The organism is Hirschia maritima DSM 19733, from assembly GCF_000378345.1.
Classification (GTDB): domain Bacteria; phylum Pseudomonadota; class Alphaproteobacteria; order Caulobacterales; family Hyphomonadaceae; genus Hirschia; species Hirschia maritima.
In genome coordinates this window covers 219,485-234,134 of record NZ_KB899547.1, presented here as the reverse complement: position 1 = coordinate 234,134, position 14,650 = coordinate 219,485, and the positions used below count along the sequence as shown (strand labels likewise).

The 14,650-nt window shown below is 45.5% G+C and carries 12 protein-coding genes and 1 pseudogene; 2 read left to right on the top strand and 11 right to left on the bottom strand.

Translation table 11 applies throughout. The annotated features are described in order from the left end of the window. Positions 1–4 precede the first annotated feature (4 nt). Positions 5–646: a hypothetical protein gene (locus F551_RS0112515; RefSeq protein ID WP_018997859.1), complete on the bottom strand. Its 642-nt coding sequence runs from the start codon at positions 644–646 to the stop codon at positions 5–7. Between the two features lie 123 nt (positions 647–769). On the opposite strand from F551_RS0112515, the gene pip reads away from it, so the two are divergent. Beyond that, positions 770–1,741: a prolyl aminopeptidase gene (gene pip / locus F551_RS0112510; protein ID WP_018997858.1), complete on the top strand. Its 972-nt coding sequence runs from the start codon at positions 770–772 to the stop codon at positions 1,739–1,741. 75 nt (positions 1,742–1,816) lie between these two features. Here pip and F551_RS16715 read toward each other — a convergent pair. The 6 genes and pseudogenes from F551_RS16715 to F551_RS0112480 all read right to left on the bottom strand — a co-directional run. Further along, a pseudogene (locus tag F551_RS16715) lies at positions 1,817–3,163 on the bottom strand (sodium-dependent transporter); the annotation flags it as partial. Between the two features lie 145 nt (positions 3,164–3,308). Beyond that, entirely contained in the window at positions 3,309–4,451 is a 1,143-nt protein-coding gene (gene rodA, locus F551_RS0112500) for a rod shape-determining protein RodA (RefSeq protein WP_018997856.1), read from the bottom strand. A 2-nt stretch (positions 4,452–4,453) separates the two neighbouring features. After that, positions 4,454–6,424 carry a penicillin-binding protein 2 gene (gene mrdA / locus F551_RS0112495; RefSeq protein WP_026296822.1) on the bottom strand — a complete coding sequence of 657 codons (1,971 nt, stop codon included), beginning with the start codon at positions 6,422–6,424 and terminating at the stop codon, positions 4,454–4,456. Further along, entirely contained in the window at positions 6,421–6,927 is a 507-nt protein-coding gene (locus F551_RS0112490) for a hypothetical protein (protein WP_155825998.1), read from the bottom strand. The genes mrdA and F551_RS0112490 overlap by 4 nt, the downstream gene beginning before the upstream one ends. Then, entirely contained in the window at positions 6,924–7,859 is a 936-nt protein-coding gene (gene mreC, locus F551_RS0112485; RefSeq protein WP_018997853.1) for a rod shape-determining protein MreC, read from the bottom strand. The genes F551_RS0112490 and mreC overlap by 4 nt, the downstream gene beginning before the upstream one ends. Before the next feature lie 88 nt (positions 7,860–7,947). After that, on the bottom strand, positions 7,948–8,988 hold the full coding sequence (locus F551_RS0112480) for a rod shape-determining protein (protein WP_018997852.1): 1,041 nt from the start codon (positions 8,986–8,988) through the stop codon (positions 7,948–7,950). A gap of 354 nt (positions 8,989–9,342) precedes the next feature. Between F551_RS0112480 and F551_RS0112475 the strand changes: the two genes are divergently transcribed. Further along, positions 9,343–10,596: an MFS transporter gene (locus F551_RS0112475; protein ID WP_018997851.1), complete on the top strand. Its 1,254-nt coding sequence runs from the start codon at positions 9,343–9,345 to the stop codon at positions 10,594–10,596. A gap of 52 nt (positions 10,597–10,648) precedes the next feature. Here the strand turns inward: F551_RS0112475 and F551_RS0112470 are convergent, their stop codons facing one another. From F551_RS0112470 to F551_RS0112455, 4 genes are all read right to left on the bottom strand, one after another. Then, positions 10,649–12,184, bottom strand: a complete 1,536-nt coding sequence (locus tag F551_RS0112470; protein ID WP_033405087.1) for a 2-isopropylmalate synthase — start codon at positions 12,182–12,184, stop codon at positions 10,649–10,651. Between the two features lie 304 nt (positions 12,185–12,488). Beyond that, positions 12,489–13,223 carry a TVP38/TMEM64 family protein gene (locus F551_RS0112465; RefSeq protein ID WP_026296820.1) on the bottom strand — a complete coding sequence of 245 codons (735 nt, stop codon included), beginning with the start codon at positions 13,221–13,223 and terminating at the stop codon, positions 12,489–12,491. 134 nt (positions 13,224–13,357) lie between these two features. Then, positions 13,358–13,810, bottom strand: a complete 453-nt coding sequence (locus tag F551_RS0112460; protein ID WP_018997848.1) for a DUF3617 domain-containing protein — start codon at positions 13,808–13,810, stop codon at positions 13,358–13,360. 90 nt (positions 13,811–13,900) lie between these two features. After that, positions 13,901–14,596, bottom strand: coding sequence for a rhomboid family intramembrane serine protease (locus tag F551_RS0112455; RefSeq protein ID WP_018997847.1), 696 nt, complete (start codon positions 14,594–14,596; stop codon positions 13,901–13,903). Between the last annotated feature and the right edge of the window lie 54 nt (positions 14,597–14,650).

Here is a 14,650-nt window from a genome sequence, read left to right as displayed (position 1 = left end):
TTAATTAAGACGTAGGTTCTTCCAACAACGCCAAGACTTCAGACATACGCGCAGCTGCCAAACCATCTGCAATCAAACGCGCCAATTCGAGGCTCTCATCCAGCGGTTTTAAAACTTCTACCGGATTAATGTCTTCCAATGCCGCCCTGTCAGTTTGCTTCAACTTCAAGAATGAAGCAGCAAATGTTTCTCTAGCTTGCCCCGCATGAATGAGAACACGCTCAAATTCTCGTACATCCGCATTGCGAGGTTTTCTGTCAGCTCCGTGAGAAGGCAATAACGCTTGAGCAAGGGCGTTGACATCATTCAAGTGCCCCGCTGCACGTGTCACATCGAAACTGACTTGTTCGACAATTTCACTGGAAGTTGGCTCGAAAGCTGTGAGATGAGTCCAGTATTCTTCACCGATCTCATTCGTACCGCCCCAGATTTTCATGAGAGTAGAAAAATTGCTTTCTCCGCTCGCCCATCTGGAATCGCGACTGGTTTCACAAAAAGCTGCAGTCGCTTTGTGAAGCTCTGATTGAGGTTTTGATAGTTGAATTTCTGTTTCAGCAACAGTTTCCAGAACGGCCACAGTAGCACAACCAGAAGACAAAAATGCCGACCCAACAGCTAATCCAACGAAAAATCTACGCAACAACACCTATTCCCCGCTTTACATCGTTCCACCTACCCGTATTGCATATAACAACAAAAAACGAGAAACGTGAACATCTTTTAACGAGTGTTTTTCGATTCTTTATAAAACAACAATAGTGAAGCAGTCATGAACAACACGAGAAATCGAAAATTTCTTTTCCCACGGATCGATTCAAACAAAGCCGGCCGGCTTCAAGTCTCAGATTTGCATGAAATTTATTGGGAAGAATCTGGCAATCCAGACGGTGTACCAATTGTTGCCCTTCATGGTGGTCCAGGCGGTGGGTCAAACCCTGATATGCGCCGTTTCTTTAACCCAGAAAAGTACAGGATTATAATATTCGACCAGCGTGGATGTGGTCGGTCCTCTCCATTCTCTGAACTTAAAGAAAACACCACATGGGACTTAGTTTCCGACATGGAAAAACTAAGAGAACATTTGGATATTGAGAAATGGATCGTGTTCGGTGGCTCGTGGGGTTCGACACTTTCACTATCCTACGCCGCCAAACATCGCTCGAAAACACTTGCCCTCATTTTGAGAGGAATTTTTTTGATCACTCACGCTGAAATTCAGTGGTTTTATCAAAAAGGTGCCAGTAATCTCTTCCCCGATGCTTACGATCGATACATTTCTCCGATCCCGAAAAGCGAAAGAGATGACCTCGTTTCAGCATTTTACAAACGTTTGACCGGTGACAATGCCGAAGAACGCGCCAACGCAGCTAAAGCATGGTCTCAATGGGAAGGTGAAACACTCTCTATTCGTGGCCCCTCCATGTTGCCAAGTAAATTTCAAGAGCAAGACTTTCTGGATGCATTTGCGCGAATCGAGTGTCACTACTTCATCAATAAAGGCTTTTTTGAAACGGACGGCTGGCTTCTAGAGCAAGCTCAAAAGTTTGGTGACTTACCCGGTGTCATCGTTCATGGACGATATGATGTGGTGACACCACTTTCCTCAGCTTGGGCATTGAAAAAAGCTTGGCCTAAAGCGGACCTCAGAATAGTTGGCGATGCAGGTCACTCTAGTATGGAACCCGGCATTATCGATGAATTGATCTCCGCCACAGAGATGATGGCTGACAAATTCAGCTAAAATGTAGACTTCACCCCAAAACAAAAAAGCCGCCTTCAATTGAAAGGCGGCTTTTTCATTTAGCAAATACTGGTTCTAACTATTGGGCCCAATCAAAGCCTCAATGAAGACAGGCATTTGCACGCCAAAGGTCGTCTGCAAACCAGTGATAAATCCAAACACCAAAATAATACCGATGAAAATTGGTGCGAAATATCTAAGAAGACCATACCAGATTTTGTGAAGTGAATTGTTATCAATCTCGTCAATCATAGCGGTCTTAGGTAAAACCCAACCAATGAAAATAGCGACCAGTAGCGCCCCAAGAGGCAACAACAGGTTACCTGTCACGAAATCGATAAAATCCAGATAGTTTGTGGAGTAGATGTATGAAACACCCACAAGAAATAGAATGAACCCCATCCCTAAGGCTGCGCCCATTCTATTTATTCCGCGTCTTTCCTCAAACCAGGACACAGACACTTCAAACAGAGAGATAGAAGATGTGAAAGCTGCAAACAGCGCCAGTGCGAAAAATATCATCGCGATGATGTTTCCGCCCGGAATTGAACCAAAAGCTACCGGCAAAGAAACGAAAAACAACCCTGGCCCACCAGCAGGATCTAGGCCTGCTTGGAATACGATTGGAAAAATCGCCAATCCAGCAATAATCGCAACAAATGTATCTGCACCTGCAATCACGAAGGAAGAACGAGGAATGTTTGTATCGCTAGATAGGTATGAACCATACGTCATCATCAATACCGAACCAATTCCAAGTGAGAAACAAGCTTGTCCTAGCGCAGCCAAGAACGTGCTGAAATTCACTTTGGAAAAGTCTGGTGAAAACAAGAACGACAAAGACTTGCTCAAATCACCTGTCATCATAGAAAACGCGACAACACCCATAAGCATAATGAAGAATGCAGGCATCAAAATGCTTGCAACTTTTTCAATTCCGCCTTTTACGCCGCGGCCAACAACAATGGCATTGGCAAGTACAAAAAGGAACAATAGCCCAATCATTGTACCTTCATTCGAGATTGTATTATTGAAATTTTCACCCGACTTTTCTGGTGTAATTCCTTCAAACTGTCCGCCAAATGCTTGAAGGACAAAGTCCAAAATCCAGACAGATATCACCATATAGAATGATACAATAAAGGTAGATGCAAATAGACCTAACCAGCCCATTACTCCCCATTTATTCGATTTGCCTGCATCTTGAGCTAACGTTTGTAGGCCTTCCACAGATGACATACCCGCTTTGCGTCCAAGGGATAATTCTCCCATTAGCACGGGCAAACCAATACACAGCACACAAACCAAATAGATTAGAATAAAGGCACCGCCCCCATTCTCACCTGCCGTATAAGGAAAACGCCAAAAATTACCTAAACCGACGGAAGAACCTACCGCCGCCATTATGAAACCGAAACGTGATCCCCATGTATCACTTTTCCGATTAAAATCCCCCGCAGGACTTCACGCCATCGATTATTGCTCCATTATTATATTATTGCGCACTCTTTTACCCCGTATTTCACAGAAATGCGCATAAACGTCAACAATTTTAATGATAATCGGGTTAAATAATCCCCTTAAGTACCATGCTTTGATCACGATGAATGTGCACCATTAAGAGGATAGAAAAACCTAACATAACGGTCATCATGGCGGTTCCGCCGTGAGAAATCAATGGCAAAGGTACACCTACGACAGGCATAAGCCCCATTACCATGCCAATATTTACAACAACATAGAATGCAAGCGTAGCTACAACCCCCGCAGCCGCCAGCCCTCCAAACACAGTGGTGGACCTATTTGCAATCAACAACCCAAAGATCAAAGCAATAGCCCATGCAGTTAACAAAGCCATAGAGCCCATAAATCCAAACTCTTCAGCTATGATGGTGAAAATGAAATCAGTATGCTGCTCAGGAATATAATTATTCTGTGACTGGGTTCCCTGCATGAACCCCTTACCTTCAACTCCACCTGAACCAATTGCGATCTTTGCCTGCTGCAGTTGATAGCCTGCTCCGAGAGGGTCACGAGAAGGATCCAAAAAAGTATAGACGCGCTCTTTTTGGTAATCTTTTAATCCAAATTGATAGATTGGCCATATGGAGATAACAACGGCCAACGTACCTGCAAAAATCACTCGCCATGGCAAACCGGCAAAGAAAATAACAACTCCGCCTGTGGCAGCAAGCATGAGTGACGTTCCAAGATCAGGTTGGCGCAAAACCAGCATTGTGGGCACACCGATAATCAATGCAGCGATAATGTGATTACCCAAATTTGGCGTTCTATTGTTTTCACTTGCCTGATGATAGTATCTCGCTAGTGCTAGCAATATAGCGATCTTCATAAATTCTGACGGTTGAATAAGCGTAGGACCAATATCCAGCCAACGCTGAGCGCCTCCCCCCATTGTTCCCATAAACTCTACAAGAACCAATAGAAACAACGCACCAAGATAAGCGGGATAAGCAATCATCGCCCATATACGTATCGGTGCAACTGCAAGCCCTATGGTGGCTATCAATACGAAGATAAAGCGCGACATATGTTGCCACGGAATACCTGCCATTTGAGGGTCTTTCAGCGTCACGGAAACGAGAACCACAGTTCCAAAGCTAGCTATTGCAATAAACGTAAGCAGCAATGACCAATGAAGGTTTCGGATTTTATCAACTAAGGTCAATCTTTCAGCGATCATTCGCATGACTAAATCGCCTCACTATCAACACGAGTGGTTTCGTCTTGCGCCATTGGGCTGGCAACCTTGTGTGTCGTTTTAGAAGCCGGATCTCGATTGAGAGTAAATTCCATTATATCGCGTGCAATAGGATATGCTGCACTCGACCCCCCACCATGATCCACCACCACAACACATACATATTTAGGATTGTCTGCCGGCGCATAACTTACGAAAAGACCGTGATCCCTCAATCTCCATGGGAGATCTTTATTGTCGATTACGCCGGTCGCTCTCTCAGCAGTTGTAATTCGGCGCACTTGCGCTGTTCCAGTTTTACCCGCTAGACGTCGCCCATTACCCACGTCACCTGCTCGCATGGCGGTTCCACCAGCTTCCGAAGTTACAGCATACATGCCTGCACGAAGTTGTTTTGCGATTTCTGGATCCAAAGGTTCGTACTCTGGGGCTCCAGTGTCTGGCGATGGTGCTCCGCCAATGAACAATTTAGGAGATGGGGCAACTTTTTCAGCTGCAATTCGTGCAGTCATAACAGCAAGTTGAAGAGGAGATGTTGTTAGATATCCCTGTCCAATACCATAATTCAGCGTTTCACCCTCAAACCAAGGTTCCTGCTTCACCGCTTGCTTCCACGCTGGATCAGGGACAACCCCTTTATTTCCACCAGTCATGCCAAGCTCATAGACATGCCCCAATCCCATTTTCCGGGCCATGTCTGCAATTTTTTGTACGCCTACTCTTCGCGCAATATCATAAAAATAAACATCGCAGGATTTCTGAATAGCGGACTTCATATTGACGACGCCATGACCACCATGCTTCCAACAGTGGAAATCTCGGCCACCAAAACGCGTTTTCCCGCGACACATAACTCGATCTTGTGGTCCAGCGACGCCAGCCTCTAAAGCAGCAGCAGCAACCAACATTTTAAACGTTGACCCTGGCGGATAAACACCGTCATACGCCTTGTGATAAAGAGGTTTCTTCTCGTTATTGAGAAGATCGTTGTATTTAGTATGCGATATGCCCGACACAAAGTCATTGGGGTTGAAAGCGGGTGTCGATGCCATGGTCAAAAGTTCACCACTTTCGATATCCATCACAACAGCGCTGCCGCTCTCTTCTCCCAAACGAGCAATTGCAAATTTCTGAATTTCTGCATCAAAACTCAAAACAACATCGCCACCGTCTTTAGGTGCCACGTCGTCACTAGGCAAGCGATCCACTATTCTCCCAGATGCATTCACCGCAATACGTTCAAATCCCGGTTGCCCGCGAAGATATGGCTCTGCAAACTGCTCAATTCCCTGACGCCCCAAACGCATATCGGGATGACGGTAGATACGCTGCATGCGGCTCTGCACTTGTCTACGAGCGACAATATTGTCGGGTCCAATTTGCAATCGCGCGATTTCTTGAGCAATCAGATTATCTAGTTCTTCACGGTTTGGACGCGCAACATAGCCAATTGTGTGTGCAAATGCTGCTCCCATTGGGTAGGAACGCAATTCACCAACTTCGGCGTAAACACCACGAAACTCAGGTGCATGGACATTGATTCTTGAGAAATCCTGCCAGCTCAAGTCATCTGCCACGGGAATAGGTACAAACTTCGCTTGTTGGCGAGCTTGCATTAAAATTCGACGATGTTTTGTTCTCGATATCGGAATATAGCGCGCTAAATTCTTTAGCGTACCTTCCAGATTATCCGTTTCTTCTGGCACGACGAGAACATAGAAATTTCGTTTATTTGACGCCAGTCTCTGACCAAATCGATCGTAAATTACGCCACGCCTTGCCGGTGCAGGGTCAAGACGAATGCGGTTTTCAGTGGCCAGCTCAGCGTATTCTTCACCTTCAAAGAGCTGCAATTGCACCAATCGCCCCGCCAGCCCCGTCCACAGGACAGCTCCAGCGCCTGCCATGACAATTGACCGTCTGGTAAACTCGCCATCTCTATTTCGCTGCGAATTGCTCATACAATCACCTTGTCATCATAAGGTGCAAACAATGGACTAACGAAATAATAAAGGCCCAATGTCCAGACCAAGTTCGCAAATAACGAAGTATCAATCACGTTAGCACCACCAGCAATATCGCCAGCTATGGAAAGCCCAAGCACACCAACAACACATCCGATCAGAAGCGAAACAAATTCTACTGGAATTGATGATGCCATCGCTTGGAAACCATTACGAGCCATCAACCCCGCCCCATAAACACAAAGCCCAGAGAAAGCCCAAGCACCTATCGGTGCTTCACCTACAAAATCTTGAACAAATCCAACAAAAACAATTAGAACCGCCGCCCAGATAGACAAGCCCAAACGGATGGAAGATAAAGCAAGCAAGAATACTGCAATGGGCCAAACCCCCGTTAAAGGAAACGGCAAAAGCTGCAGCGCAGGCGTTGCCCCCAACGAGCAGATTATTACTGCCAATACAGCCCCGAAAAATAATCTGACTCTTACAGTTGGGGTCAAGGAGTTCCCCCTGCTCCGCTAGATTGCAATGCAATGTCTTCAGAATTTTGAGAAACCAGATTGTCAACAGAATTGGGAGTCAGAGCTTTTCCATCGCTCGCCATCAATTCTTCTGGTGTCACAAAATTTGGAGGAGGCAATAAACGGACAAAGTCTAAACCTTCAGTTTGCATCGCGAGATCTAATCGCCAACCATCTTTATCTCGATGTGCGAACCCTACTCGCAGCCCACGTTCGAACAAACCATCATCCCCAGATGTGACCCACTCTTCACCTTCCACAATGAGATCGGGAGTTTCAGCGTGCAGAATACGCGCACCCACTTTTTTATCCCCAACCAAAAGAGCGCGATCCAACGATGTACGCCCCATGACGGGTATACGACTGTTATAATCAGTCAAAAGAAGAATACGCGATGTGCGATGTCCGGTGCGAACAACACGTCCCACTAAACCATGCTCATTCACAACAGCGAAACCATCAAACACACCATGTACTGCACCAGCATTAGCGATGCGCGCATGTGTAAACGGTCCATTTGTCTCTGCAATAATTCGAGCAGTTACACCACCGATCTGAGGTTCGCCCATCAAATCCAGCATGTCTTCATACTCAATCATGCGCTGAGACATTGTACGTGAGGCTTCGCGCCAACGTTCTAACACTTGAACTTGATTTTCGAGTTCGCGAATTCGTTCTTTGGACGCCTTATTGGCAAACAGCCATGTATACCCAGCAAAGTGCTTATTCGCGGAAGCTGACAGCTTAGATGTAATCCCATCCATACGTGCTCTTGCGGGTTCCAACCCGCGCCGAACATCAGATGATGACTGGATCATCAACAATCCAAGAAGTGCGATCCCAATTCCTACGAGACCAGCGCGCGCTGCAAAGCGTGGTGCACCGACTTGATGTCGCGCATGCCTAGCCATGACACTGCCTCCATTCTGGGTTTGAGATATTCCCAAACTGAGAATAAACTCTTGCTACTTCACTTATACCCCGATTTGCGCCTTTCGTTTAGACGTCAGGTGCAAGAATATCTTTCATGTTCTCAAAGTCCTCAAGTACGATACCTGATCCCTTAACAACACATTTTAGTGGATCATCAGCCACCGTTACAGGCAATTGTGTACGTTCTTTCAACACAACATCAAGATTACGAAGCAGCGCTCCACCACCAGTAAGAACAATACCTTTGTCCACGATATCCGCAGCAAGCTCCGGTGGCATAGCTTCTAACGCCTGTTTCACAGCATCAACGATCTCGCTCACAGGGTCTTGAAGCGCTTTTGCAACCATGGCTTCAGAAACAGATGCTTCTTTTGGAACACCATTCATCAAGTCACGACCACGCACATCAATAGACATGCCGGTACCATTGTCTGGAATTTTAGCGGTTCCGATTTCTTTTTTAATCCGCTCGGCCGAAGCTTCACCAATCAAAAGGTTTTCTTCGCGACGCAAGAAGTTCACGATCGCTTCGTCCATTTTGTCACCCCCCATACGGACAGAGCGAGAATACACAATCCCGCGCAGTGACATAACGGCAACCTCAGTTGTTCCACCACCGATATCAACAACCATCGATCCAGATGGCTCATCAATCGGCAAACTTGCACCTATCGCGGCTGCCATTGGCTCATCAATAAGATGCACTTGGCGCGCACCAGCCATTAGTGCAGATTGATGAATTGCGCGACGTTCAACAGGTGTTGCACCAGTCGGCACACAAATAACGATTAGCGGAGAAATCAGAGACCGCTTCTTCATCACTTTTTGGATGAAGCTTTTGATCATCTCCTCAGCAACTTCAAAATCTGCAATCACACCATCACGCATTGGACGGATTGCTTCCATCCCAAATGGTGTTTTACCAAGCATCTGTTTCGCTTCGGATCCGACAGCGTGCACAATTTTACGTCCATTCTGCGTGACATAAGCCACAACAGATGGTTCATCGAGCTGAACGCCTTGTCCTTTAACATAGACCAAGGTGTTCGCTGTTCCCAAATCAATGGCCATGTCAGTCGACATCATGCCAAGAAGCTTACCAAACATATATCTGCCACTTTCGATACAAACAGAACTAATCGTTCCGTCACTACAGTTAATTTAGCCCCTTATACCTGTTTGCCGTTTCAGAACAATTAAAGCAAGTGATTGAATCATCCTTATCTCAATTATATAGGTACAGATAGTTCCACCATTGTTAGCGCTTTGTTTTATATAGACATTCTACAAATAGCGGTATTTTACTGCTTCCCACAAGCAGAACAAGCAAACAAAGAAATATCTTACCTTGAAAAATAATTGGCCTGATTCTTAAGGCATTTCCTGTGAACCGCATCCCAATTTGATCGAAAATAAAGCTTATAAGTCCACAGGAGATGGACCCATTACCATTAGACCGATATGGCTAAACCAACAAAGGTGATATCCATGTCCAATCGTTTTGCAGCATTCCAACACAGCTCTTATGTTCGATACTTCTCCGCTCGCTTTCTGGCTGTTCTCGCCGCACAAATTGTATCAGTCGCCGTGGGTTGGCAAATATATGACATCACCAAAGAACCGATCTGGTTGGGTTGGATTGGCTTAGTCCAATTTCTACCTGCATTGGTGTTAGTTTTTGTCACAGGATTGGCTTCCGATAAATTCGGGCGCAGACTTCTAATGGGATTGTCTTATCTACTGGAAGCTCTTTGCGCCGCTGCAATTCTTGTGATGGCAGTCACCAACACAATATCCCCCATACCGGTACTCATCGTACTAACAATTTTTGGTGTCGGACGCGCATTTGCTTCACCTGCAGTATCCGCTCTTGCTGTGAATGTTGTTCCTAAAGTTGACTTTCCCAATGCAGTTGCATGGAATTCCGCCTCTTGGCAGTCGGCGACCATTGTAGGCCCTGTTTTGGGAGGATTGTTATATGGTGTCTCTGCCATAACAGCATATTCAGTTGCCGCCTTAAGTCTTGCTGCAGCGACACTACTTGTTTGCTCAATACCGAAACCAAATCAACGCAAAATGACAGAACCGACCACAATAGGTGTTGTACTGGGTGGTTTCAAATTCATCTGGAAAGAGAAAGTCATCCTCGGCGCAATCTCGTTGGATTTATTTGCTGTCTTACTGGGCGGGGCTGTCGCCCTTCTACCAGTTTACGCATCTGATATTCTGCACCTTGGACCACTCGGATTGGGCTTTCTTCGTGCAGCTCCTGGGATTGGAGCGATTTTGATGGTAGCAATAATCACTTCTTTCCACATCAAAAACCACGTGGGGTTGATCCTGTTTGCATGTGTTGCATTATTTGGGGCGTCGACTGTCGTGTTTGGCTTTTCCACAAGCGCTTGGGTAGCCATCCCTGCCCTCATCTTTGTCGGCGCGTTTGATATGGTGTCCGTTTATATTCGAGAAACACTCCTGCAACTTTGGACACCTGATCACATGCGGAGCCGTGTAAACGCTGTGAACTCCATCTTCCTTGGTGCCTCCAACGAATTGGGAGAATTTCGCGCAGGCACCATGGCTCACGCTTATGGTGCTGTTTCCGCTGTTGTCATTGGGGGCTTTGCTACAATTGGTGTGGCAGCGTCTTGGGCGGTGCTATTCCCAGGGATCCGCAAAACACAATCTTTGGAAGTTGAAGAAAAAACGACATAAAAAAAGAGCACCAACTCGGCGCTCTTTTCTCTAATGTTTCACATTTTCCAAACTAGGTCTCTTTCACCTTTTTCCGGCGAATCTCTAGTTTATTAAACGCGTGCATATATGCCTTAGCAGCAGCTACCAGTGTATCAGGATCAGAAGACTTTCCAGTTGCAACCAAGCCATCTTCGCTCAATCTCACCGAAACAGTCGCTTGAGCATCAGTCCCTTCGGTAACGGCATGAATTTGGAAAAGCTCCAAAACTGCATCATGCGGCACAATTGCGCGAATAGCGTTGAACACAGCATCAAAAGGACCATTCCCTTCGGCGCTGGCTGACTTCATCTCACCTTCATTAGAAAGCTCAATCTCAGCAATTTGCGGTCCGTTTGTACCTGCAACTACTTTTAGCGCATTTAAAGAAACAGCTTCATCGGCTCCAGACAACTGATCATCAACCAGAGCAATGATGTCTTCATCGAAAACATCTTTTTTCTTATCGGCAAGGTCTTTGAAACGAGCAAAAGCATCATTCAACGCTTCTTGGTCTAAATCATACCCAAGACTTTCAAGCTTGTCGCGAAATGCATTGCGGCCAGACAATTTACCCAAAACCAATGATGTTGCGGATACGCCAACATCTTCTGGATTCATAATCTCATATGTCTGGTTGTTCTTCAGCATGCCATCTTGGTGAATACCGCTCTCATGCGCAAATGCATTCTTACCAACAATTGCTTTGTTATACTGAACTGGAAAACCAGTAATTTGAGACACGCGTTTGGATGCACGCGATAATTTAGTCGAATCAATTTCAGTTTGATATTGAAACGCATCTTTACGCACACGCATCGCCATAACGATCTCTTCTAACGCTGCATTACCTGCACGCTCTCCAAGGCCGTTAATTGTACACTCCACCTGACGCGCACCACCAGCGACACCCGCCAAAGAGTTAGCAACCGCCAAACCTAAATCATTGTGACAATGAGTAGACCAAATTGCTTTATCGGAATTGCTGACATTATTGATCAGACGTTCGAACAAATCTCGGTATTCTTCTGGGTGAGAATACCCAACTGTATCTGGTATGTTGATTGTTGTGGCACCTGAAGCAATTGCAAGGTCGCAACACCGGCAAAGGAAATCAAATTCAGTCCGTGTCGCGTCCTCTGCAGACCATTCTACATCATCAACGAGGCCTCGAGCTTGCGTAACTGAACGGCCTACCGCCTCCAACACAGCATTCTCTCCCATCTTAAGTTTGTGCTTCATATGCACTGGACTTGTGGAGATAAAAGTGTGGATACGTGGACGTTCTGCTTTGTTAACGGCTTCTCCAGCACGTTCAATATCGCGAGAGACAGCACGAGATAGCCCAGCAACTATTATAGAAGACGATCTTCGTGCAACCTCGCTCACGCACTCAAAGTCGCCGGGAGATGCAGCTGGAAATCCAGCTTCAATCACATCAACTCCCATGCTTTCCAGCAATTCGGCTAATTCAAGCTTCTCATTCAAAGTCATAGACGCACCCGGAGACTGCTCCCCGTCGCGTAAAGTTGTATCAAAAATTCGAACTTGATTATTGTTCTCTGTCATATCATTCATCGCTCAGATTATGTATTGGCGCGGATTAACGTAATTTCTATCTGCACCCCTGAACGCGCGCCGGCTATTACCGACTAAAGGTCAAACGCGCCCAGGGGCTTGTCAGTGACAGCCCTTCGAGACGCAGTATGGATAGAAGAGAATAATTCATGAGCGTGATATATCTTTGTGCACAATGTGAAGTCAATAAATTCTAAGCTATTTGACGCAATAAATTTTACACTTTGAATTATACCGCGCTCATACAATGACACAATTCGTGCAACAAAACGACACCATCAAAGAAAACCATCCTTTAATTAGCTTCCTCGGAGATATCATCTTGCTCGGTCACTCGTTTGCGCGCAAAAAGCATCAAAGGGGCCCAAATAAGCAAAGACGCCAGGACAGCTCCAACTGCCATCCATGGATTACCTTTAAGAGTTGCCATAACAGCACCTCCACCAAACGCAACAAGTGCTGTTTTGGGAATAACACCAATTCCGGCTCCCGCGAGAAAACGCCAGAAGACGGCATGACTAACCCCAAATGCCATGTTCACGATAATGAATGGAGCGGTCGGCACATTGCGAACAATCATAGATGCAAGAAAATCATTCTTGCCCACAAATCGAGACAATCGATTGACTGTTTCACCACCATATTTTCGAACGGTTTCTACACCCATAAATCTTCCAACCCAGAAAGTTAGAGACATTGAGAACATGGCTGCGATCCAAGCGTAAATGAAACCACGCACCGGTCCAAAAGCCACAACGGCAATAGCAATCAACCCAAATTGCGGCGCACCGATAAACGCCATAGAGCAAAATAATAAAATGAGAGCTGGTAAACCAAGCGGATGATCTCTCAGAGATACAAGAAGCACCTCAACCTTCGATAAGATACCCTCTCCGCTTTCACCATTCATCAACACCATTTTACCAAAAACGAGTATTGCAGCCACACAAACAAATAGTGCAGCCGACACACAAACAGCGCGCCAAGCAGATTTATCCATACGGTTCAGAAAAGATAATATGGGTCCCATTCGCGCCCTTTGCCGCTAGCACGCGTTCACGTCAAGCCTGTTTCTATACCATTAAGCCGTATTGTCGGCAGAATAGTAATTTAGATACAATTTTATTGAGGTTTCAGCCTTTAAACAAGCTCTAAAGTGTTCAGTTAAGACTTACACTCACCTATGTGCTTTGCTTCTGCACTAATGGCAAATGGGGCTGTCATCCCAAACATTGAAGCAGCTCCGTTTGCCGACAATGAAATAGTTTTTTCACTCGCTTTTATCTTACCGTTGGCAATACCTTTGATATCTCCAGCGCAATTCAATTTGAATGAATAACCTTGATCAATTTTTGCAATCTCAGCCATTGAACACTGAGCAGACAGGTCTTCTGCAATATCGCTCAATGAAAGTGTCGCCTCGTCAGGGGCCACACATTGTACCTCAGTGCTTTTAACGGGAGCAGGACCAATCATAGTCTCGTGAGTCCACTCCCAAGCTCCTGGCTCAATGGACAAAGAATGCTCTTCTTCTTTATTGGGAGTTGCCAATGCAGCAGACATAGCAAGTGTAAGAAATCCTGCAATAATCCCAAATATTGTGATTGATTTTACCATTTTCCTACAACTCCTTTGACTCAGCATCCCTTATCGTCAGAGAATGAGGCAAGATAGCGGCTGATTTAGAGCGTTTGTGCTGTATTTGTATTACGTTTCAGCAATGGTTTTCAGCATGATTGAAGCCAGAATACATCCAACAACATACCCACCAATATGCGCTTCCCAAGCTATTAAACTTCCAAACAAAGCGGGACCAACAATTGCCAGCACAATATTTCCGAAAACGAAAACACTACTAAGAAGAGCAAATTGTTTGGTCGCGATTGTTCCGCCGGCCATCAATAGAAACACCACGCCAGTCAATCCCGAAACAGCTCCGGATGCTCCAATTGCAAATCCTGCTTCAGAGGAAAGAATTTGTGTCATAGCAAGAAATAATACCGCCCCTCCAAATTGCGATAAAACATAAATTGTTAATGTCCGCCACACCCCAAACACCTTCAAAACACCTGTTCCAAAAGCCAAGGCAAAAACAGCGTTCAGTCCAACGTGCGCCCAATCAGCGTGCATCAATCCGTGCGTAATGAAAGGTATTCCAGCATCAACCACTGATGCATATCCTAATTCCGAACCAATTTCAGAGAAAAACCTTTTAGGAAACAAAGCATAATCGATTATAGTTTCTATTTTTTCTTCGTCACTTTGTAACGTGAATAGAAAATGCAGCCCTAATAGCAACAGACTCAACATCACCATGCTAAGTGGAGCATTGAAGATCGGTTCCCTCTCTGAAGGTTCAGGAGTTTCTTCATTGCCATCAATTGGAGCATTTGAATTAACCATGTTTTCAACTCGATCCTGCAAAATAATTCTCAATTAAATATGTAGCGATTATTG